Here is a 22,507-nt window from a genome sequence, read left to right on the forward strand (position 1 = left end):
CGACGCTGAACGAAGACGATCTCAGTGCACTGTTGCCCTGGCACTGGAAAGAAACCTTACCTACCTGAGAAATGCTTGACTAGATGTGGTTAGTGGCGCGCTTACATTCAAGCTGCCTGGGTCTACGCACAAACAGCGCAATACCCAGCGCCTCTTCAAGCCCACGAACCTGATGGCTAATGGCGGTGGCGGTAACTGAAAGTTCTAGTGCTGCCTGCTTAGCACTTTCATGGCGGGCAGCCGCTTCAAAAGCGCGAAGTGCCGAAAGCGAGGGTAATCGTCGGGAGCTCATGAATGAATTTTACTCATCTATATCAGCAAGAAATGATCGTTTGTGACGTCATATTAGGCGCCTTAATCTGACGCTGTTGTTAAGCATAGATGAGTTAAGCTCAATAGGAGGCTACCCATGCTGCATATTTTACATATCGACGCCAGCGCCCGCCCCGGCATTGCGGGAACAGATCATCATGGCTCGCACAGCCGTCAGCTGTCGCACCACTTCGTCAGTCAGTGGCAGCAACATAGTCCGCAGGACGCGGTGACCTATCGAGATATAGGCCAGCACCCGCCCTCCTTTATCAGCCATGACTGGGTCGCGTCAGCTTTTACACCTGAAGAGCAGCGCGATCCGTGGATGAAGCAGGCGCTGAAAGAAAGCGATGCGTTGGTGGATGAACTGATTGCCTCGGATATCGTGGTCATAGGCACGCCGCTATACAACTTCGGCATGCCTGCCGCGCTCAAGGCGTGGGTCGACCAGATAGTCCGCGCCGAGCGAACGGTGGGTGTCGATAAGAACAGTCCGCACGACCCTTACATACCCAAGCTTAACGACCGAGAAAGACACGCCGTTGTTCTCGCGGCCAGGGGCGGTACGAACATGGCACCGGGCGAAGAGATGGCGCACATGAATCACCTGGAACCACACCTGGCGTCAGCGCTTGAGTTTGTCGGCATTACCCGTATTCATACTATCGCCATTGAGGGGCAGGAAGTAGGTGGCGAAGTGCTGGCTGGATCGATTGCAAGCGCGCGACACCAGGTCGAGCGGCTGGTGAAGGAGTTGCAGGTGGCACTGAACTCCTCCACCGAACCGGCATAATGGCACGATTATTTTAGCTAGCCGTATTATCAGGTGCGGAAACCAATATCTATTGAATCCGCACCGTCAATACTTCTCAGGATATTGCTCAGACACGATCATTTATGGCTTAGAACAAAACGCTGAGCACTCTCGACTGCTCATCCCTCTATCAACAGTGGCGGCATGGGGCATTCCAGCATATCGGCGATGACGCGAAACAGCTCGGCCTCTGCGGGTTTTATTTGCTCGCTATGCTCGATACAGCGCGCCATGGCCTGCAGAACAGCAGGCTTTTGCTGAGGCCGTAAGCGGCGCAAGCGACTTACCGCGGGGCCCAGCGACTTGATATCGGGGACCTCGCTTTTTACGCTTAAAGCAAACGGCAGCTCTTTTTCAGCGGCATCCAGCGCGGCGTTTATCTTGTCAGGATCACTCTGCCCTGCCCTGGCCAGCACGTTGAGCAGCAGCTGGCACTCTGGCTGTAGATCGCTCAACTTACGAACAGCAGCACCACTATCTTTCTTGCCTAGGCCCAAGTGATGAACCAGCCAGTGATACAGGGTCCATTCAAACAGGCTGACCTTACTATCTGCATTGATCAGCTCTACCATACATTGGCGAAAATGCGTGGCCTGATCCACCGACAGGTTTTTTAAGGCAGGCAACGCCAATTCCATTAACGGCAGGCGAAGCTGGTCTCTAAGCATTAATACCTCACCCGCATGACTCATGACTTCACGATACACATCGGGTAAGGCTACCTGCTGAAGTGATGCCAACTGCTGCTTACGCACCTCAATATCCTGGCTCAGCAACAGTGCGTACATTAATGCGCGCACTGCGTAAGGATCCTGAGTTGCCCGCCTGATCCGCGCCGGTAGCGCATCAAGGGTAGCTTTTGCATTAGCCAAATGGCGCGGGCCGGGTTGGCCCATGGAAGCAATTGCGGCCTGGGCCGAGGCACCGGTCATGGTTGCTGCGCTGGAGTGAACGGAGGGAATGTCTGCAAAGCCAACCACTGACTTATCGCCAGCATTTGCCACATCGCTAACAGCAGGCGCGCTGAACGATGCGTTAAACTCGCCGTTCCAGCCCGGCATAACGCGTGTGATGCGCTGACGGATGGGCGGATGGGTTGCCAATAAACGAGTGAAACCAAGCTTCATGCCCTGGCCAAAAAATAGGTGGCTATATTCGCTCGCTTGGGAGGCCTCGATTCTGGCCCCCTGCGTATGGGAGCCTATCTTGATTAACGCTTGGCCGATGCCGTTAGGGTTACGCGTGTATTGAACGGCGGAGGCATCGGCCAGGTACTCTCGCTGGCGACTAACTGCTGCCTTGATCCAGTTGCCAAAAAACGTGCCCGCATAGCCGATGACGGCCAGGGCAACGCCAAGGGCAAGTACGACGACAGCGCCTTTATTATTTTGATTGTTGCGCCGGACGGAACGCCCTCGTGATGTCGTACTGCGCAGCAGGATATAGCCTAAAAGGCCGATCAGAAGCACACCGTGAAGTACGCTGATCAAACGCATATTCAAGCGCATGTCGCCATGCAGAATATGGCTAAACTCATGGGCCACCACGCCTTGTAGCTCCTCGCGACTTAAGTGATTGATCGCCCCTTGCGTGATACCTATCACGGCATCACTGGTATCAAAACCGGCGGCAAAAGCGTTGATACCCGTCTCTTGAAGTAGATAAACAGACGGAACAGGCATGCCCGAGGCAATTGCCATCTCTTCCACTACGTTGAGAATACGGCGCTCGTTAGCGTTTTCGGTGTTGGGATTGATTTCTCGCCCACCCAGCGCCTCGGCCACCACTTTACCGCCGCCGCGACGCAGCTGAGAGCGTTTGAAAAGCCCGCCGATACTCACGAACGCCACCACGCCAAGCGCAACCACGGCTACCAGTTCTGGAGATAGCGCGGCCAGCAGGCTGTCCGCTGTCACGCTACCTCGGTCATCTCGCATAAAATGGATGACGATAGCGATCACTACGGTGGTGACCGCTATCAGCGCTATTACCGCCGCTATCAATAAAACCACCAGCTGCCCGGTTTTACGCCGAGCGTGGTCCTGAGCCGTAAAGAAATCCATGCACATCTATCCCTGTAGGTTCACGCAGACCTCAAAATGAAATCTTGGGCGCTGACTGAATCTGGGCGCTGTCCTCAAATTCGAGGAAAGAAGCATCCTCGCCATGCCCCAACATGCCAGCCACGGCCACCGGGGGAAAGCTTTGGCGGTAGGTGTTGTATTGCATGACAGAGTCGTTGAACGCCTGGCGGGCAAAAGCCACCTTGTTTTCCGTGCTGGTAAGCTCTTCCGACAACTGCTGCATGTTTTCAGATGCCTTGAGATCCGGGTAGGCTTCCATCACCACATTAAGCCGCCCCATCGCCTGGCTTAGCGCACCTTCTGCCCCGCCCAGTTCGGCCATCGCTTTAGCGCTCCCTGGATTGGCAGCCGCCGCTTTGAGCCCCGCCGCCGCTGAATTACGCGCCTCAATGACCGACTGCAACGTTTCGCGTTCGTGGCTGAGATACCCTTTGGCGGTTTCGACCAGGTTCGGTATCAAGTCGTGACGGCGCTTTAGCTGCACTTCAATTTGAGCAAAGGCGTTTTGAAAACGGTTTCGTAGTGAGACAAGTCGGTTGTACACACCGATAAGGTAGAACGCGATAACCGCTATTATCGCCACGATAATGATAGTTAAAACCATAATTGATCCTTCCTGTGGTTAATAAAATAGAAACTATAACGTATCACGGCCTAACATTTTTACTTGGCGAGTTGAGGTAAAAAATCTATATCCATGTGATATTTCTGGGGATCATTCTGCTCAATAAAGACAGCAATCGTATCCGTATTGATATAAGGCGAAGGATCAAACCAGATGTTCTGGCTTTTAAACACATGTACTTGCATGGTAGCGGGATTCAACCACTGCGTTATAACCTGATAAGGATGTTTTCCATTGACCGAAAGCACCGAATTACGCTCAACGCCCTGATATTGGGTATCGATACGCAGTCCGTTATCCTTCAATGCTTTATAACTGCGCGTATTCAATCCGGGTACAAAAAAGCCGGCGATACCCGTTAGGAAAAACAAGGCTCCCAATCCGCCCACGATAAGCGGCGCGCCCCATAACGAGAAAAAGCTTTTAAGCTTGGCATTGACTGGGTTACTCGGGTCGTACATAACCTCAACGCGCTGGCCTGGCGAATAGCTGGGCGGGTTACTCCCCGTCGTTGATAGAAACTCTATGGTTGAATTATTCTGGGACGTAAATTGAACAACGGGTCGGTAAGTAATCGAGTCTTCTGAGCGGGACCTTACAAGCTCAATTACCGTGCCTTCAGTAGTGACGGCCCCATCAAGAAAACTGCTTGAACTTTGATAAAAATAGAAAGCGCCGATGAGAAGTCCCAGACCCACAATAAGCGTCAGATACTTTACGATGGCAATGACACGCATATTTAGTCCTTTAAATAGAAATATATTGGCTCGTTCCTGGTTACTTGGTGCGACTTGCTTACCCGCTTCAGCGTCACCAAATTAGCACTACGCCACTCCATGTGGCGTAGTGCTTATGATTCAAGCCTTACTTACATCACCTCTTCACCATTAACAGTCAGGACGCCGTCTTGCCAGAGCAGCGTCTGCTCTTCAACGTCCGGATCGATTAACAGGGCATAAGGCATGGGAATGAGTGAAAGAACCATCTGAGGCGGCGTGGTTACGCTGATATCCAGGCTCAAGCGATTTTGAAGGTATTCTTGTGCCTCCAGTGTGCTCATAACATCTTGCGATGCCTGAAGCTGATTGGGTAACGGCAAACGGTTGTCCCATGAAGCGCTGTATAGCGCCTCCTTGGAAAGTTCTTCACCATCAAAGCGGATATCCGCCGTAATGCGGGGATTAAAATCGATACCCAGCATAGGCAGCGTAACGTGCGCTTCCAGCGGCTGGAACGCGATTGAGGGGCTTGCAATCAGTACATCATAGCCACTTTCGATAGCCTGGATCAGCAGTTCACGCTCTTCCTGCTCATCGCCGCGTACGCCGGCCTCTCCATACTCTGCACGCATGGCTTGCAATGGTGCATAGGCTTCCTGGAGCGCTTGAAATGCTGGCATATCCCAGCTCTTGGCATCCATATCAAGTGACAAGCTACCCATTGAGGTGCCGTCGGCGCCAATATCGGCTACCTTGAAACGTCCGCCTGAATTGACGATCTGGCTCTCACCCACGGATTCAGACTCGGCTTCTAGCTCAACGCCATCCATATATACATTGATGCCCTGCGCTAAAAACTCAATTTTGGGTATTTCCAGGCGTTGATGTATCAGATTAGACGCTTTCTGGGAGTTGTTTTCAAAGCGCGGCGAAACAATCCGAAATGAGTCATTCTCGTTATTGACGACAATTTCACGCGCCTGACCGTTTACCTTCCAAACCTCTTCATCTTCAAGGTCAAGGTCCACTACCAAGTCGTGCAGAGTGCCGTCGAGCTCAACACCGCTTAACGAACCAGCCGTCAGCTGTCCCGTGACGGAGCTGCGAGTAGCGACCAGATCAACGTCGATGTCCCCGCTTAGAAACTGCTCGTTGGGATGAATCGTGCCGGTAATCGGGCTATTGATAATGCCGTGATCCACCAGCAGGTTTACCTGGGCATTGGCGTGTTCAATACCTTCCATACCGATCGTTGCTGTCGCCGTTGTATTGAGCAACGATTTATCGATCATGACGTCGCTTGCGTACCAGGAAACAGAATCATCCAGCTGCGCAAAGGTTTGGGTGAGCGCTTTTTCAACCTCATTACCCACTACCGCCTGGGCGCCTAGATATCCCCCTGCCCCGAGTACTACAACGCCAGCAGCAGTCAAAATTAATGTTTTAGTAGCAGGCATATTAGGATCCTTAATAACAATAATTATTAATTATCCTGCATTTAAAAATAAAAGCCACTGCTAATTTAGCGTTATAGAAAGCGTTAGCGAAATACCCCCTATGTCGGGGAGTAAGTAAGACTTCTAATAAAACGAACTTTCTAAACATTGCTCTGGGCGCTATTAGTTAGCAAGAAGCATCATGTTGCCAATTAAGCCAAGCATAAATCCAGCCACAGCGCCTATCGCAGGCATACCTTGACGTTCGATTTTTGACTCAGGTGCAATATCTTGAAAAACGAGATATAAAATTCCCGCGCTAGCGAACAACATTAACGCCCCCATCAGCACATCATACTGCGCCAGAATATAATAACCGGTTGCCGCCGAAATAGGGCCTACTAATGCTAAACCACTAAATGCCAATACGATCTTGTTGGAAGATAGTTGAGCACTACTATTTAACTCTTCATAAGCATTAAAGCCTTCAGGTAAGTTTTGTAAAACCATTAACATCGCGAGCAATAGCCCGGTACCTTCTCCTACAGCAAAGGCAGCACCCAAAGCAATAGCCTCTGGGATAAAATCGGACAACATAGCTACCAGCTGGCCTACCGAGCTATTAAGCTTATTTAAATAGGTATCCAATAAGTAAAAACATGCTCCACCAGCTGCAAAACATAAGGCCGCTGGTATAAGAGGCAGTTTGCTAGCACCCTCCGGCACTAATACCAAGGCAACCGCTGAAACGAGCGCGCCACCGCCAAAGGCGACTATAAAATGTCGCCAGGCAGAGCCTAAAAAAGAAGGGTGGACCAGATCAAACTTCGCCAATAATGCACCAGCAGGCATAGCGGCACCTGCCATTAACGATAAAAGAAGGATATACGTAATTTCAGCCATATGATGTTAGATAAACCTTTTGTGCATTGGTGTGTTCGGCATTTCATACTGGAGCTTTCGCAGTGGATTTACGCTTGGATGCTCTGCAAGAGGTGGTGCGAGCAAGGCATACTATCCATTACCCCACCGCATCCGCCAATGCCGAATCACGATTAACATTTTATTCTACTGATGTTGCATATTTGATAAAACAACGTCATTTCATACCAGGGCTATCTTCATTCGATTCTGGCCGCTCAGCCTTTTTCTTGGTGATGGTACGCGAAAAGAATGGCACCACGTAAAGCACTACCCAAGCCAGCAATGTACACACCACTGCCGTTTGCTCGCGCCCGAGGCCAACGGCCATTCCTATAGCTGCTGTAAACCAAATACCGGCCGCGGTAGTAAGTCCTGTAGCAAACAAGTCATTCTGACGGGTGATGATGCTGCCAGCACATAGAAACCCAATCCCGCTAACCACCCCTTGGATGACTCGGCTCATGTCCGCATCAGAAATGCCTGCTTGCTGCGGAATTAATACAAAGACCGCCGCCCCCATACATACAAGCATGTGAGTACGTATTCCAGCCGGCTTGCCGCTCTGTTCACGCTCAAGTCCCAAGAGACCGCCCAGTAAAGCAGCCATTAGCAACCGAACGACCACAATTATAAATTCACCCAGATCATTAAAATCAGAAAATTCAGATATAACGATTGTGCGCACAAACTCCATTGCTTCGGCCCTGTAGTCAACACATTCTTAATGGGCAGCTTCCGGCTCTTTTAACAATCTGCTGCAACCGTGAAGTGCCGCCTTAATGGTGGCAGTATCGATTTTTCTGCATCATCACCTTAAATTCGCGCTTGGCAGCGGCGGAGATTGGGTCGCTCCTATTACGATCCGTTTCGTCCTGCTCATTGATTAAGACCTGAAAAAAAATGCCCCGCTACGCGTAAGCTTAGGCCCACCTTAAGCCTGAGACACGCAGTTTTTTGCTAGCCCCAACAATGGCTTGAGGAGTTACCAGGTCTCATCAGCACCTGGCGGGCCTATATTGAGCTGCATGTCAGGGGCGATATCCACCACCCCTTCAATCTTTTTAAGCCGCTCAGCGGTAACATCATCTGCAGACCCGGTAATACACCCAATTTCCTCAAGCACATCTCTAATGGTGAGGCCTTCATCGCTAAGGCGCGAGGCTATTTCATTGATCGATTGATCTTCAGAAATAGTAATTATCCAAAGCGCTATCATCGGCATCGATCATCCTCGATTAGGGTGCTTGTACCAACCCGGCCCCGACGCGGGAATCGGAGGACGGTAAGGGCTTTGCAGAATCCAGTAACCGCTGCCAGAGCTTCATACCCCGCAGCGAGGCATCGGACTCTGCCCAGAGTGCGGCACAGCCTGCAACGTGGGGCGTCGCCATGCTGGTTCCGCTAATCGTTTTATGATGTACCGGCCGGGGCCAGGATGAAAAAATATCGCCCCCAGGCGCGGCAATTTCGATTTTGCCTGCGTTAGAAAAGCTTGAGGGCTTCAAGTTAGCGTCGATCGACGCAACCGACATGATAGTAGGTGAGTTGGCAGGCGCTCCCGTATGGGTAGAGGAGTTTCCTGCAGCGGCAATAATCAGGCAGTCTTTACGCAGTGCCGCCGCGCCAGCGTGGGTGTAGGCGGCTTGCACGGGGCTTTGGCTACCCAACGACATTGAGATGACTTCGCAGCGATTGGCGATGGCCCAATTCATGCCGGCAAGCACCCCCGCCCCCGTACTGCTACCCGAGTTGGTGAGCACCTTGCCAACGAGCACCTGCGAATCGAATGCGATACCGTAGCGTGGCGCGCTTTCGAGAGGCATTTTGGGGCCACAGGCCGTACCGATACAGTGCGTACCGTGACCATTGATATCCTGAACCGGCTCCCCGGCGAATGAGCGGGTAATAAACTCTCTGTCCACAAAGTCAGGATGGCCAAGATCCATTCCGGTATCCAGCACAGCCACTTTAATGCCAGCCCCACTCCATCGGCTCTGTAAAACGTTGCATTGAATCAACCCCCATGTCGCCTCAAGCTCGCCAGGCTCAAGCGTGTTTTGGGCTTCATCCAGGTCAAAATCAGCGCCAAGATCACGAGCAATCGTACTTGCGGCACGCAAAAAACCGCGTAGGTACTCTGAATTTTCCGAGAAGGCAAAATACTCGGGCTCAATAATTTCTATGGGGCTATCCGCTGAGATAGGATCATTGATACTCATCCCATGCAGCTGTAAGGCATCACCGCCAACCAGCGCAACCCCAAGCTCCGGAAACACCATCGCCTCCGCATCACCAGCTTCTTCCAAACTGACGGCTTGGTCAGCAAAGTCACGCGCGTCGGCCACCCGAAAGTTTTGAGCCTTGAGCGACTTGATCCCCTCTTCCACTCGTCCTTCACGATAACTGATCAAAAAGCGCCCGGTTTCAAGGCAGCAACTTCCGCGCGCCAGTGCTGCCAACAAAAGTTTTTCGGTGCCACACGAAACCGAAGCATTTGCCCCGCGTTCGCCAGAAGACGTACTGCTACTACCTTGAGGTTTTTTAGCCATCCCAGGCCCCTTTTCCGTTGAGCGTTAAAGCATTGTTTTCAGCTTAACGTACCTATTGATCTTCGCCAGATAGATTTCAAATAGTTAAAGCCTCTCAAACAAAAAGTGGTTTACGGCTAGCGTTCCACACACTTTCACTGAAAACAGGCACTGCGCGACGTTCAGTGAACGCGTCGGTTGGGTCGCACGACCAACCAACTGGCGGCTACCAAGCTGCCGAACACCGTATACACCACAACAAATACCCACTCTGGAGCGGTGTAGTAAAGCAGGTGCTGCAACCAGTGCTGAATGAAAGAGCCAGCATAGGTTGCTGTACCAGCCTCTGCTCTCAATGTCATTTCCCACGTGGTGAGTGGGCAAACGACGCCCAACCAGGACTGCATCACCACGTACCCAATGGCGGACAAATGTAAGATACGAAACGTTTTGTTGCGCACCCACTGCCACCTTAAAAAATAGCCCGCATAAATAGCCAGCAACCCCAAGACGACAAAAGCAACGAACAGCACATGAACGACTAATATCGAGTCGGCCAGGAGTAAAAGAAATGAAGGGGTCATATCCCTCCTGAATCATTAAGCGCGTGAGGTAAAAATGATGGTAGAGCGATCAAAGTATCTCATCGATGTGACCTTAGCGAACGCACACAGCCAATATTGTTCGCTTTGTGTGCATCTACCTTTGATAACGTCAGTGTAGTGTCGGCCAGCTTTCCTCAAGGGGCGCTTGCGTAATAACTCATCAGGATAGCGTAATGCCCATCATTTATTGCAACGCGATCATGCAGCCCCTCTCCTTGCCGAAAATAGAAAGCACATTTGTTTTATTTACAATTGTCCGCCTGTGGCTTCCTTGGTAGCTTGATTTTCAAACAACCATACAATGGCAAAGCCGTTCACAAGCGTATTGACGACGCATGTTAACGACGCAAGATCTGGCACTATGACCGGCCAAAACGCGCCCTAAATACGCCTCTCTACGCAAGCCGTAACCATTAAAATGACAATCCTCTGAAAGTGGAGATCCTCATGTCCTCAAAGACCACCCCAGGCGAGGCAGGTGCTACGCGAGTCAAGAAAAAGCTGCCCATGCCGGATGTGTTTATCATCCTATTCGGCTTCATGATCCTGGTCTTGCTGGCCTCCTATATCATTCCTGCCGGCACCTATGAGCGCAGTACCGCCAACGGCCTGACCCAGGTGGCCACCGACAGCTTTCGCTACATCGAGGCTGCGCCGCTAAACGTCATGGATCTGTTCACCGCCATCCATAACGGGCTGGTAGCGGCGTCCACGCTGGTCTTTCTTATCCTGATCGTGGGTGGCGTGCTGAAAGTCATCGAGTCTACCGGGGCGATTAGCGCGGGGATTTACCGTTTGCTCAATTTGGCGCAAGGTCGGCAGAACCTGCTTATCTTCGTCTATTGCGCCACCTTTGCAACGCTTGCCTCGGTGGGCGTGGGGGCCAACCTGGCGATCGCGTTTATTCCTATCGGTCTGATTCTGGCCCGCTCGATGAAGCTTGATCCTATCGTTGGGGTCGCCATCATCTTTCTGGGCTCCTACGCCGGTTTTGGCGCTGGCGTGTTCGACCCCACCGTGACCGTCACCGGCCAGACCATTGCCGAGCTTCCGCTGTTTTCAGGCTTCATGTACCGCGCGGCGATCTTTGTAGTCTTCCTGGCGATTACCGCCGCTTACATCTGCCGCTACGCCAAGCGTATCAAGCAAGATCCAAGCTTAAGCGTGATGGGCGCCGAGGCATTCGAAAGCGCGGGCCACGATAGCCAACTGGATGCCTACCCGACCTTTACCCTTACCCATAAGCTGGTGCTGGCACTGTTCCCCCTGGCCATCGGCTTCTTCCTGTTCGGCGCCTTCAATCGGGACTGGGGTATTCCTCAGCTTTCCGCCACCTTCATCATGCTGGGTATCGTCACAGCGTTCATCGGGCGGATCTCACCCAACGCCTTTATCAAACGCCTGATGAACGGCGCAGGTGAAGTGATGTACGGTGCGCTGGTAGTCGGCGTGGCGGCGGCAGTCATCGTGCTGCTGAAACAGGCTCAGTTGATCGACACTCTGGTGCACAGCGTGGCCACCTCGCTGGATGGCCACGGCAAGATCGTTGCGATGGAGCTTCTCTACGTGTTCAACCTGGTCTTCAACGGGCTGATCACTTCCGGAACCGGCCAGGCGGCGATCGTCATGCCCATCATGGTGCCGATTGGCGATATGCTGGAAGTTACCCGCCAGGCCACCTTCATTACCTTCAAACTGGGCGATGCAGTCACCAATATCATCACCCCGCTTTCCGGCACGCTGATGGCCTGCCTTGCCATCGCGCGGATCTCTTACGTCGAATGGTTCAAGTTTGCCCTGCCCCTGGTCGCGATCTGGATCGTGACCGGTGGCGTGTTCGTGGCGGTAGCCGTGGGCATCAATTACGGCCCTTTCTAAAGAGCCACTGGTAACTCAGACGGCGAAGGCGGCACGCCACTACAAACAGGCCGCCTTCAGCCGCGCTTCAAGAAAGGTTAAAAAAGCGTCGATATGCTCAGGCATATGGCGCTCTGCCATCACTTGTACCTGAAGGCTTCTTAACGATAGCTGCGGTTCCTGAAGCGGTTTCAACACCAGGCCTTCACTGTGCGTTTTACCACTGACCGCGACGGCACTACACAGGCCAATCATGTTCGGATGCTCGCATACCATGGTGTAAGTGGCACCTAGTGAATCGCAGGAAAAACTGGGGTGGACCTTGATGCCCGACAGGCTGCATGCCACATCGAATAGATAGCGCATGGTCGAGCCGTTCAGTGACATGGTCAGCGGATAGTGGCTTAGGTCTTCCACATAAAGGGCTTCCCTATCAGCCAGCGGATGATGTTGTGACATCAGCGCGCCAATCGCTGCGCTATGGCTGGAAACCACCTGGATGCCGATATCCGGCGAGAGGCTGAACGTCAGGGCGATATCCGCCGCTCCTTCTTTTACAAGCTCTGAAGCGCGTACTGAATCAACTACCTGCAGATCAAATCGGGTATCGGGATAGTGGCTGATAAACCCTGAAATGACGCTGGGTAGAAAGTGCCAAGCCATGCCATCCGGGCAGGCAACGCTGATTTTACGCTGCTGGCGTGTGGTGACATCCTGCATCTGGGTGATAACGCTTTCCACCTCCAGCTGGTTACGCAGCGCATAGGCTTGCAGCAGCCTGCCCGCTTCGGTCAGTTGCATACCCCGGGGCTGGCGGTCGAACAGTTTAAGGCTCAGGCGCTGCTCAAGATTAGTGATCTGGCGGCTCACCGCCGAGACGGCAACGTGCAGCTCTTCCGCGGCAGCAGAAAGCGAGCCGGTTTTGGCTACGCTATGAAAATAGCGCAAGTTGAGTTCCTGCATATTGCCTCCTGGCTTATCCGTTACTGACAGGCGCAACCGGCAGGCATTAGCGCAGGTTGAACGTGAACACGGCTTCCAATAATTAGAAAGACTATTTGAGATATTAATGATGGTAGCAAGGCGCGGCAAGATTTAGTCTCTGGGTGAGAGATTTTCCCGCACCGCTTTTCTGCAATGACAACGACAAGGGCAGTTAATGGATAGATCACTTTCAGGACGCGAACGCGCCTTAAAACTGGCCACTGACACACTGACCGACGGCACCTTTTACGACACATTGGCGCGACGGGTAGCCATGAAAACGGTAAGCCAGGATCCCGCCCGCCAAGCCACGTTGCACGATTACCTGACCCAGGAAATGGTGCCGCTTTTAAGCAAACTGGGGTTTGCCTGTGACATCATCGATAACCCTCAGCCCGGCCGCCCGCCGCTGCTGATCGGCCAGCGCATCGAAGACCCAGCCTGCTCGACGCTACTGCTCTATGGTCATGGCGATGTCACCGATGGCCAGGAAACAACCTGGGCCGAGGGCATTGACCCTTGGACGCTGACCTTTATCGATGGCCGCGTTTACGGCCGCGGCACGGCGGACAACAAGGGCCAGCACAGCGTTAACCTCGCAGCGCTTGAAGCGGTCATCACGGCGCGCGATGGCAAGCTTGGCTACAACGTCAAGATCCTGTTCGAGATGAGCGAAGAAATCGGCTCGCCCGGGCTTGAAGAGACCTGCCTTGCCTATCAAGAAGCCCTTGCGGCGGATCTGTTTCTGGCCTCCGACGGCCCGCGCATCCGTGCTGATATGCCCACGCTATTTTTGGGCTCCCGTGGTGTGGTGCAGTTCAAACTTGGGTTACATACCGGCAACGGCGGTCGCCACTCGGGCAACTGGGGCGGAGTGATCACCAACCCGGCTGTGGTGCTATGTAACGCCATCGCCACCCTGCTATCAAACGAGGGACGCATTCAGGTCGATTTTCTCAAAGCGCCCGCCATTACCGAAGAACTCGCCCAGCTGATTCGTGAGCTGCCGGTAGGCGGTGACAGCACTGATCCTGCCATCAACAAAAATTGGGGCGAAAAGGGTCTGACCAACGGCGAACGCCTGTATGGCACCAACACTCTGGAAATCCTGGGCATGAGCGCAGGCCGAACGGACAAGCCGGTAGGCGCGATTCCCGCCAACGCCGAAGCGGTCTTGCAGCTGCGATTCGTGAAAGGCACCGCATGGCAGGCATTGGAAGAGAACCTGCGCGCGCACCTGGATGCCCACGGCTTTGGCGATCTCACGCTTGAGATGCTGGGCGGCTACGCTGCTACACGGCTTGACCCCGGCCACCCCTGGGTCGGCTTCGTGGCGGAATCGGCGCAGAAAAGCCTGGGTCAGCCTGCACACATTCTGCCCAACCTAGGCGGCACGATTCCCAACCACTGTTTTTCTGATGCGCTGAACCTGCCCACGGTATGGCTGCCCCACTCCTACCCTTCATGCAATCAGCACGCGCCCGACGAGCACCTGCTTGAAAACGTGGTCGAGCAGGGATTAAAAATGGCCGCTGGCGTATTCTGGGATCTAGGCGAAGCCCAGGCGCATACACTTACTACTCAAAAGGCGTGATCAACAATGACAACACCCAAGAACAGCGTCGATAACGAAGCCATCCACTGGGACCAGGACATCAGCTACGGCCAGTACCTGGACCTTGAGCCGTTGTTGGCTTGCCAGAACCCGGCGTCTGATCAGCACGATGAATTACTCTTCATCGTCATCCACCAGGTATCGGAGCTCTGGATCAAGCTCTGCCTGCATGAAGCCCACGCGGCGGCCCAGCATATCGCCGCCGACAACCTCAGCCCGGCCTTTAAGATGCTAAGCCGCGTATCCCGAATTCAAGAGCAGCTAATCAAAGCCTGGGAAGTACTGGTCACCATGACCCCGGCCGATTACGCCAGCTTCCGGGATAGCCTGGGGCAGAGTTCAGGCTTTCAGTCCTATCAGTATCGCGAGATTGAGTTTCTGCTGGGCAACAAGAACGCCAAGCTGATCGAAGCACATCGCGCCAAGCCGCGACACTATCAAAAACTGACCGAAGCGCTTAACTCACCCAGTATTTACGATGTTGTGCTTCAATTGCTTGGTCGGCGTGGTTTTGCCATTCCCGCTGACAAAATCGAACGCGACTGGAGCATCCCCTACTCGCCGAGTAGCGAAGTAGAAGCCGCCTGGATGGAGATCTACCGCAATAGTGAAAAGCACTGGGATTTATACGAGCTTGCCGAAAAGCTTGTGGATGTCGAATTCAACTTCCAGCGCTGGCGGTTCAGTCACATGAAAACGGTAGAACGTATTATTGGCTACCGACGCGGCACCGGTGGATCGTCTGGCGTGAACTACCTGGTCAAGGCGCTGGACCTTCAGTTCTTCCCCGAACTCTGGAGTGTAAGAACGTCGGTTTAAGGGCACATGCCTAATGAAGCTTCCCCTTTTTCATGAGTAACGATTTTCGTTTTGCTGGAGTACCAAGATGCGCGTGAGCCTGGATAACGTTCGTGAAATGGATCGCCAAGACCCCCTGGCGGATTTCAAACGTCGCTTTGCCCTGCCCGAGGGCGTGCTCTACCTGGATGGCAACTCGCTGGGTGCTCAGCCAGTAGCCGCCAAACAAGCGGTAGATGGCACGCTGGACCAGTGGCGTACCCAACTGATCAAAGGCTGGAACCAGGGCTGGTTCGATGCCCCCGAACGCCTGGGTAACCTTCTGGCCCCGGTGATCGGTGCCCAGGATGGTGAAGTGGTGGTGACGGACAATATCACGCTCAATATCTTCAAGTTGTTGGGGTATATTTTGGACAAGCGCCAGGATGAACGGCGTATCGTACTCAGCGAAGGCGGCAACTTCCCCACTGATGCTTATATTGCCCAGGGCTATTGCCGGGTCAGTGGCAATGAACACCGCTTCTTGCCCGAAGGCGGCAACCTGGCAGAACATCTGGATGGCGTGGCTGTTGTGGTACTTAGCCAGGTCAACTACCGCACCGGCCAGCTGCGGGATATGGCCGCCACCACTCAGCTGGTACACGAGCATGGCGCCGAGATCATCTGGGACTTAGCTCACTCGGCCGGCGCCCTGCCTATCGACCTTAACGGTGCGGGCGCACGCTACGCGGTCGGCTGCACCTATAAGTACTTGAACGGTGGCCCTGGCGCGCCGGCATTTCTTTACGTGCATCGCGATCATCTGGACAGCACCTGGCAGCCACTTTCGGGCTGGCATGGGCATACCTCGCCTTTCGCTTTTCAGGCCGATTACACCCCTGCCAATGACATCTCTCGCTTTCGTACCGGCACCCACTCGGCCCTTATCTACTCAGCCCTTGAAGCCTCGCTTAGCATGTGGGCCGAGGTTGATATGCAGGCCCTACGTGATAAAAGCCTCGCCCTGAGTAATCTGTTCCGTGAGTGCCTGGAAGATATCTTTGCAGCGCGTGGCATCGAAGATATTACCCCCACAGCCAGCCAACGTGGCAGCCAGATATCGTTGATCGACGGTGAAAACGGCTACGCCATTGTGCAGGCGCTGATCGCCCGTGGCGTCATTGGCGACTACCGCGAACCCGGCTTGATGCGCTTCGGCTTCACCCCGCTGTATTTAAGCTACGAGGATGTCTGGCAGGCCGCGCAGCACTTCCGCGAGGTTGTCGAAAGCGGCGAATATCAGGACCCGCAGTTTCATATTCGTGGCGCCGTCACCTAATGCCAGAGCTGATGCCAGAACTGATGACAGAGCTAACGCTGGATCTCGCCTACTCGCCGAGTCATTTCGCGACGGATTTTGAAGCCACTCTCACGCGCCAGGCAGTTGCCGGACACGCGTTAAGAGCCCGCCATCAGCCGATGGCGTTGAGCTATGGCGATGATCCGGCGGCGTGTCTGCACCTGTTTATTCCACCCGGGGAAGGCCCCTGGCCGTTGATGGTCTTCATTCACGGCGGCTACTGGCAGGAGCTTGATCACACCGCGACTGATTTTCTGGCCGAGCACTATCTGGAAAGGGGCATGGCTTTTGCCTCCATTGGCTATGGCTTAGCCCCCACCACCACGATCGATACCATGATCGCTCAGTGCGTTCAGGGCCTTAAAGCGGCGTATCATGCGCTTGAAGACAACGGTGGAACCTGGTCCATCACACTCGGTGGCCATAGCGCAGGCGCTCAGTTGGCTTACTGGGTAGCCGTTAGCGGCAAAGTGCCTATTGATAAGCTGGTGCTGGTTAGCGGCGTTTATGACCTTACGCCACTGGTCGACACCTACGTTAATGAACCCTTGGGTTTAACCCAAACGCAGGCACAAGCACTAAGCCCGCAGTTTGGCGAGTTGGCCAAGCTGCCGCCCAGCCAGATAGTGATTGCTGAAAATGATCCGCCCACGTTTCACCAGCAGGGGCACAATTTTATAGCACTGCTACGCGCCGCCGACGTGCAGGCAGAGCTGGTTGAGCTGCCTGGGTGTGATCACTTTGATGTGTTGGAGTATTTGTAAGAGATAGCCGCGCTAGGCTTTGTACGAAAAATGATAATGAAAACGCCATCGTTTGCTATAACGGCGTGGAACCTGTTTTTAGCGGTGGCCTGTATTCAACCTTATTGCCTCTACCCGCTCTGGCGCTTTTCAGGCGTGATAGCCCACCAAACAAACCAGACAAATAGAAACTGCAGGGGCAAACGGATATATAACAGCAGCGCAGGTATATCGGGATATTGCTCAGGATGTAACGCCATATTTATGTTGGCGGGGTAAACAGTAATAATTAAGGCAATCAAGCCACACCCCGCCAGAAACCGCGTTTTGGAAACCAGGATTCCAATGGCGCCGAGCAGTTCAAAAACACCGCTGATAAGCACCAGCTCTTTGTGATAGCCCAGATAGTCTGGCATCGCCATTATAAAGAAATCTGTTAAGACAAAATGGGCTATGCCACCCGACAAGAAAAACAAGGCAATGATCAGCAGCGGTATTCTTGGCATAGGTCGTCCTGCATCGCCAGGTTGATTTAGGCTATTAAAGACGCTCTTCATCGCGAAGTGTCAGCACCTCGACACCCTCTGCAGTAACCGCAACCGTATGCTCCCACTGCGCGGATAATGTCTTGTCGCTGGTCACTACCGTCCAGCCATCTTTCTTGGTTTTTATCTTGGCTTTGCCCTGGTTAATCATGGGCTCAATGGTAAACACCATGCCTTGTTTTAATACCAGCCCTTTGCCCGGCTTGCCGTAATGCAGCACTTCGGGCTCTTCATGCATTTCGCGGCCAATGCCGTGGCCACAGTAGTCACGCACTACCGAGTAGCCGTTCTGTTCCGCATGCTGCTGAATTGCGTGGCCTACATCGCCAAGCGTTGCGCCCGGCTTAACGGTGCGGATGCCTTCCCACATGGCCTCATAGGTTTTATCGACCAAGCGTTTTGCGATGGGTTTTACATCGCCCACTAGGTACATCTTACTTGAATCGGCAATAAACCCATTCTTCTCAAGTGTGATATCGACGTTAACAATATCGCCGGATTTAAGCGCCTGCGCTTCAGAAGGAACGCCATGACACACCACATGATTCACAGACGCATTCAGCACATATTGATAGTCATATTGCCCTTTGCTGGCGGGGCGAGCTTTTAACTCATCAACGATATAGCGCTCGGCCCAGTCATTGATCTGCATGGTGGTAGCACCCGGCACGATCAGCGTATCGAGATAGCTGAATACCGACGCGAGCAAACGCCCGGCTTCGCGCATCAACGTCAGCTCTTGTTCATTTTTGAGTACTACGTTAGCCACCGATCACCTTCCTTACCTCAATGTCCGCCTGCTTCATCTGCTCGCGCATGATGTCAGAGAAGGTCATGCCCGGGTTGGCTTCCGCCAGCATGCCTACCTTAATCCAATATTCCGCCTGCGCATTGATCGAGCGCACCATGACTGAACTGGCTTTACGAATATCTTCGTGAAGCTGGTCGTTGATTTTTACGATGCCCATGGCAAACCTGCTATATATGAAACGCATATAAAGCATATATTGGATATAAGTAAGCGGCAAGCGGCTTAGGCTGTGGCTAAGATTTTAAGCAGGTTTTCTTAGAAGCCGACCTGCTTGTGCAAAGGATTCACGAGTGTATCGAGAAACACGCGCCGGGAGTTATCATCCTAGCGACCCAGCGCGCTAAAACACACCGCTAGTTTTGAGAAGTCGCTAACGCCTGATCGATATCAGCGATCAGATCATCAATATGCTCGATACCTATCGACAGCCGCACCATATCAGGAGTGACGCCTGCCGCTTTTAGCTCTTGATCATTCAACTGACGATGCGTAGTAGACGCTGGAATAGAGGAGCAACTCTTGGCATCACCGATATTCACTAGCCGCAGAATAAGCGCCAATGCATCATAAAAACGCTCGCCAGCGGCTTGGCCGCCCTTAATACCAAAGCTAAGGATGCCCGAAGCATGGCCGTACATATAGCGCTGCGCTAACGCATTATCTGGATGGCTTTCCAGGCCAGCGTAGTGCACCCACGCCACCTGGGGATGATTTTCCAAGTGCTTTGCCACGGCCAGCGCGTTAGCGCAGATACGCTCAATCCTGAGTGACAATGTTTCCAGCCCCTGAAGAAGGTTCCAGGCCGCCTGAGCGGATAGCGCGGCTCCCATATTGCGCAACGGCACTACCCGGGCACGGGTAATAAAGGCCGCATCGCCAACATCTTGGGTATAGCTAACGCCGTGGTAGGAGACATCCGGTTCATTAAGCATCGGGAATCGGCGGGCATTTTCCGCCCACGGAAATTTGCCTGAATCGACAATGACGCCGCCCACTGTGGTGCCGTGGCCGCCAATATATTTGGTTGCCGAATGGATGACGATATCCGCTCCATGCTCAATTGGTCGACATAGAAACGGTGTGGCAGTGGTGTTATCCACGATGACCGGTATCCCGTGACGGTGAGCGACATCGGCGAGCGCACGCAGATCAACAACACCGCCAGAGGGGTTGCCAATGCTTTCGCAAAAAACCGCTTTAGTGCGCTCATCAAACAACGCTTCGATGCCTGCTATATCGTCTTTATCGACAAAGCGCACCTGAATACCCTGGCGCGGTAGCGTGTGCGCAAACAGGTTATAAGTGCCACCGTACAGCTCGCTAATGGAGACGATGTTGTCGCCCGCTTCGGCGATAGTTTGAATGGCATAGGTGATCGCCGCCATCCCCGATGCAACCGCCAAGCCCGCTAGGCCGCCTTCCAGCGCAGCCACACGTTGCTCCAGCACGGCGCAGGTAGGATTCATAATGCGAGAATAGATATTTCCTTCCACTTTCAGATCAAATAGATCCGCTGCATGCTGGGCACTATCAAATGAAAACGAGGTAGTCTGATGAATCGGCACCGCAACGGCGTTTTGTGAATCAGCCGTGTATCCATGATGGAGGGCAATAGTTTCAGGTTTCATAAGGCAGCTCCTAAAAAAGGTAGCCCTGATCTTAGTGAAGCTTAAGCGAGCGGGCCAACGTCGTTTAGTCGAAAGCCACACCGTAAGACAAGTCTTAATGCCGTGAGTACCGATCGGTGGGATTAGCCAGAATGTCTTTAGACGGTGCCAATCTTGCTTGGTTGACCTCAACTAACCTGAACACTCAACTAACCTGAACAGTCAGCAGGAGCAACCGTTTGGTAGGTTGCAGTAGCTTCTTCCAAACCTTGCTGTAATGCCTTGATACGAGAGGCGTGGGCGGGGTGAGTAGACAAAAACTCAGGCGGCTGGCCGCCACCGGAAGCGGCCATATTGCGCCATAGCACCACGCTCTGTTGCGGATCAAACCCGGCACGAGCCATGATGGCTAGGCCCATCAAATCGGCTTCTTCCTCATGGGTGCGGCTGAACGGCAGACTAATGCCAAGCTGGGCACCAATGCCCAACGCCTGCATCAATTGTTGATGCCCCATATCGCCTTCTCCCATCACACCTACCAACATCAATACGGCTTTTATGCCGAGTTGCTGGGTAAGCCGTTCATTGCCATGATCCGCCAGCACATGGCTTACCTCGTGTCCGATCACCGCCGCTAGCTGGGCGGGCGTCTCGGCCACATCCAATAAACCGCTATGCACACCGATACGCCCACCTGGCAGCGCAAAGGCGTTGGGAGAATGTTCTTCAAACACAACGACTTCCCATGCTTGAGGAAAATCGAGGGCGGGATAGCTCACTTTAGCGGCGGTTACTACCTTTTGGACCACGCACTGCACCAAGTTATTAACGGCCGCATTGCGTGATATCGGCTGGCTGTTTAGCAGTTGCTCAAAGGCATCTTCGCCCATTTGCGCCATCATGTTATGAGGCACCAGCGCCAGTTGGGCACGCCCTGTCGGCGTCTCATCACAGCCCGTCAGAAATACCAATGGCAACATGGCCAACAGGTGTAACAGAAATCGTCGACGCATCGATAGTTTCGCCTGGTCTAGAGCTTTATATGGACTAAAGATTCGCTTGGGTTAAGACACGTGAAGCAACGTATAAGGCGCTTCGCAGGCGTGTCGTTCATCGCGCTCATCAATACTACCAAGCCCCAGGTGCCGGTCATTATCATAAGCCACAAACAGGCGATCATGATCCAATACGGCAAGCCCTTCGGCCTTATGCTCAAACTCCAACGGCAATCCCGCAGGCGTAGTCACAAGGGTGGGCACGCAGCGCGCGCGAAAATCACCCAGGCTGACTTCCCACAAGTATCCGCCGATGCGCTCTTCACCGGCTTTCTCAACCTCGAAGCTGTTTAGCAGATAAAGGCGTCCGTGATAGGGATCATATTCCAGGCTCGACAAGCCGCAATCAAAACGGACCTCGGGGTGGCTGCCTGGGTCGAAAACGTAGTGCTCGCGCATTTCATCAACGAACACCAGATTGCCACTGTCGCTAATCTCGTAATGGGCGCCCACGATACGACTCACATAGGCGAAATCATCATGGGACTGTCCCTGCTCACGAATACCAAACAGCAGTAAGCCATCGCCACGCTCGCCGGGAACTGCGGCCAGCCCTTCGATTTTATAGTAGGGAAAGCCAATCGCTTGATCGAGCTTGAGACGAAGCTCCAAGGAACCTTCTACACCATCCCGCGGATCAGGGTCGACCACCTGCACCTTGTCAGGCTCGCCCAGCGGCCATATCAGCAAGTGATTGTAGTCATTAAGGTCATGGCTTTGACTGTCGATGCGATCAAAGCCTGTGGTGGCCAGAACATGATGTCCATCCGCCGTCAGGGAGAGATCCTCGTACTTGATAGCCTGTTTAATCAACGGCATGGTGAAGTACTCAAGCTGACGGTCATCCGGCCCCTGCCCGGTCATCGGCATGGCAAACATCGCCGAGCGCTCCTCCCCCGGTATCGGCTTATCACTGGCTAAAATAAGCCGCTTACCGTCATAAAGCACGGCAGACACCTCGGCATTAACCAAGTTGCCTTGATCATCGCGCAGTCCCGCAGGAAAACAGTGGATCGTGCCCTGCTGCAAAATGGTCGCGTGCGTCATGGTAAAAGGATCTCCCGACTGCTGAAAGTAACAAGCAGCTTACTAGAGCTTTACGGCAG

The 22,507-nt window shown here is 53.3% G+C and carries 22 protein-coding genes and 1 pseudogene; 6 read left to right on the plus strand and 17 right to left on the minus strand.

The features are described from left to right. Positions 1 to 109: 109 nt before the first annotated feature. Positions 110 to 292 (minus strand): annotated as a pseudogene (locus INT33_RS14565) (LysR family transcriptional regulator); the annotation flags it as partial. A gap of 117 nt (positions 293 to 409) precedes the next feature. On the opposite strand from INT33_RS14565, the gene INT33_RS14570 reads away from it, so the two are divergent. Continuing rightward, complete coding sequence (locus tag INT33_RS14570; protein WP_192538224.1) at positions 410 to 1,105, plus strand: FMN-dependent NADH-azoreductase; 696 nt, start codon at positions 410 to 412, stop codon at positions 1,103 to 1,105. A gap of 140 nt (positions 1,106 to 1,245) precedes the next feature. Here the strand turns inward: INT33_RS14570 and INT33_RS14575 are convergent, their stop codons facing one another. The 9 genes from INT33_RS14575 to INT33_RS14615 all read right to left on the minus strand — a co-directional run bounded on the left by INT33_RS14575 (position 1,246) and on the right by INT33_RS14615 (position 10,026). Then, positions 1,246 to 3,189: a M48 family metallopeptidase gene (locus tag INT33_RS14575; RefSeq protein WP_193092255.1), complete on the minus strand. Its 1,944-nt coding sequence runs from the start codon at positions 3,187 to 3,189 to the stop codon at positions 1,246 to 1,248. 31 nt (positions 3,190 to 3,220) lie between these two features. Further along, positions 3,221 to 3,814, minus strand: coding sequence for a LemA family protein (locus INT33_RS14580; protein WP_193092256.1), 594 nt, complete (start codon positions 3,812 to 3,814; stop codon positions 3,221 to 3,223). A 59-nt stretch (positions 3,815 to 3,873) separates the two neighbouring features. After that, positions 3,874 to 4,572 carry a DUF3592 domain-containing protein gene (locus INT33_RS14585; protein WP_193092257.1) on the minus strand — a complete coding sequence of 233 codons (699 nt, stop codon included), beginning with the start codon at positions 4,570 to 4,572 and terminating at the stop codon, positions 3,874 to 3,876. 131 nt (positions 4,573 to 4,703) lie between these two features. Beyond that, positions 4,704 to 6,011: a DUF945 family protein gene (locus INT33_RS14590; protein ID WP_193092258.1), complete on the minus strand. Its 1,308-nt coding sequence runs from the start codon at positions 6,009 to 6,011 to the stop codon at positions 4,704 to 4,706. Between the two features lie 162 nt (positions 6,012 to 6,173). Further along, complete coding sequence (locus INT33_RS14595) at positions 6,174 to 6,893, minus strand: ZIP family metal transporter (RefSeq protein ID WP_193092259.1); 720 nt, start codon at positions 6,891 to 6,893, stop codon at positions 6,174 to 6,176. Between the two features lie 196 nt (positions 6,894 to 7,089). Beyond that, entirely contained in the window at positions 7,090 to 7,608 is a 519-nt protein-coding gene (locus INT33_RS14600; protein ID WP_192538218.1) for an MgtC/SapB family protein, read from the minus strand. A 288-nt stretch (positions 7,609 to 7,896) separates the two neighbouring features. After that, positions 7,897 to 8,136, minus strand: a complete 240-nt coding sequence (locus INT33_RS14605) for a hypothetical protein (protein WP_192538217.1) — start codon at positions 8,134 to 8,136, stop codon at positions 7,897 to 7,899. A 13-nt stretch (positions 8,137 to 8,149) separates the two neighbouring features. After that, positions 8,150 to 9,463, minus strand: coding sequence for a S8 family serine peptidase (locus tag INT33_RS14610; RefSeq protein ID WP_193092260.1), 1,314 nt, complete (start codon positions 9,461 to 9,463; stop codon positions 8,150 to 8,152). Positions 9,464 to 9,624: 161 nt separating this feature from the next. Continuing rightward, on the minus strand, positions 9,625 to 10,026 hold the full coding sequence (locus INT33_RS14615; RefSeq protein ID WP_193092261.1) for a DUF2784 domain-containing protein: 402 nt from the start codon (positions 10,024 to 10,026) through the stop codon (positions 9,625 to 9,627). 468 nt (positions 10,027 to 10,494) lie between these two features. Between INT33_RS14615 and INT33_RS14620 the strand changes: the two genes are divergently transcribed. After that, the gene (locus tag INT33_RS14620; protein ID WP_193092262.1) at positions 10,495 to 11,925 is read left to right on the plus strand and encodes a YfcC family protein; all 1,431 of its coding nucleotides are present in this window, start codon (positions 10,495 to 10,497) and stop codon (positions 11,923 to 11,925) included. Between the two features lie 39 nt (positions 11,926 to 11,964). On the opposite strand, the gene INT33_RS14625 is transcribed toward INT33_RS14620, so the two are convergent. Beyond that, entirely contained in the window at positions 11,965 to 12,867 is a 903-nt protein-coding gene (locus INT33_RS14625) for a LysR family transcriptional regulator (protein ID WP_193092263.1), read from the minus strand. Positions 12,868 to 13,063: 196 nt separating this feature from the next. Here INT33_RS14625 and INT33_RS14630 point away from each other — a divergent pair, with 196 nt between their 5' ends. The 4 genes from INT33_RS14630 (at position 13,064) to INT33_RS14645 (ending at position 17,404) form a co-directional block, all read left to right on the plus strand. Further along, positions 13,064 to 14,482: a M20 family metallopeptidase gene (locus INT33_RS14630; protein WP_192538213.1), complete on the plus strand. Its 1,419-nt coding sequence runs from the start codon at positions 13,064 to 13,066 to the stop codon at positions 14,480 to 14,482. Positions 14,483 to 14,488: 6 nt separating this feature from the next. Further along, entirely contained in the window at positions 14,489 to 15,322 is an 834-nt protein-coding gene (gene kynA, locus INT33_RS14635) for a tryptophan 2,3-dioxygenase (RefSeq protein WP_018915915.1), read from the plus strand. 67 nt (positions 15,323 to 15,389) lie between these two features. Then, positions 15,390 to 16,619 carry a kynureninase gene (kynU, locus tag INT33_RS14640; RefSeq protein ID WP_193092264.1) on the plus strand — a complete coding sequence of 410 codons (1,230 nt, stop codon included), beginning with the start codon at positions 15,390 to 15,392 and terminating at the stop codon, positions 16,617 to 16,619. Continuing rightward, complete coding sequence (locus tag INT33_RS14645; protein ID WP_226940211.1) at positions 16,619 to 17,404, plus strand: alpha/beta hydrolase; 786 nt, start codon at positions 16,619 to 16,621, stop codon at positions 17,402 to 17,404. Before kynU ends, INT33_RS14645 begins: the two co-directional genes overlap by 1 nt. A gap of 110 nt (positions 17,405 to 17,514) precedes the next feature. Here the strand turns inward: INT33_RS14645 and INT33_RS14650 are convergent, their stop codons facing one another. From INT33_RS14650 to INT33_RS14675, 6 genes are all read right to left on the minus strand, one after another. After that, positions 17,515 to 17,940 carry a DoxX family protein gene (locus INT33_RS14650; RefSeq protein ID WP_226940212.1) on the minus strand — a complete coding sequence of 142 codons (426 nt, stop codon included), beginning with the start codon at positions 17,938 to 17,940 and terminating at the stop codon, positions 17,515 to 17,517. After that, positions 17,924 to 18,697 carry a type I methionyl aminopeptidase gene (gene map / locus INT33_RS14655; protein ID WP_193092265.1) on the minus strand — a complete coding sequence of 258 codons (774 nt, stop codon included), beginning with the start codon at positions 18,695 to 18,697 and terminating at the stop codon, positions 17,924 to 17,926. Before map ends, INT33_RS14650 begins: the two co-directional genes overlap by 17 nt. Beyond that, on the minus strand, positions 18,690 to 18,896 hold the full coding sequence (locus tag INT33_RS14660) for a ParD-like family protein (RefSeq protein WP_192538209.1): 207 nt from the start codon (positions 18,894 to 18,896) through the stop codon (positions 18,690 to 18,692). Before INT33_RS14660 ends, map begins: the two co-directional genes overlap by 8 nt. A gap of 196 nt (positions 18,897 to 19,092) precedes the next feature. After that, positions 19,093 to 20,367 (minus strand): O-acetylhomoserine aminocarboxypropyltransferase/cysteine synthase family protein, encoded by a 1,275-nt coding sequence (locus tag INT33_RS14665; RefSeq protein ID WP_192538208.1) that lies wholly within the window; start codon positions 20,365 to 20,367, stop codon positions 19,093 to 19,095. Positions 20,368 to 20,555: 188 nt separating this feature from the next. Beyond that, on the minus strand, positions 20,556 to 21,359 hold the full coding sequence (locus INT33_RS14670; protein WP_193092266.1) for a M48 family metallopeptidase: 804 nt from the start codon (positions 21,357 to 21,359) through the stop codon (positions 20,556 to 20,558). A gap of 51 nt (positions 21,360 to 21,410) precedes the next feature. Further along, complete coding sequence (locus INT33_RS14675; protein ID WP_193092267.1) at positions 21,411 to 22,448, minus strand: hypothetical protein; 1,038 nt, start codon at positions 22,446 to 22,448, stop codon at positions 21,411 to 21,413. Positions 22,449 to 22,507 lie beyond the last annotated feature (59 nt).

The organism is Halomonas colorata, assembly GCF_014897985.1.
Classification (GTDB): Bacteria; Pseudomonadota; Gammaproteobacteria; order Pseudomonadales; family Halomonadaceae; genus Vreelandella; species Vreelandella colorata.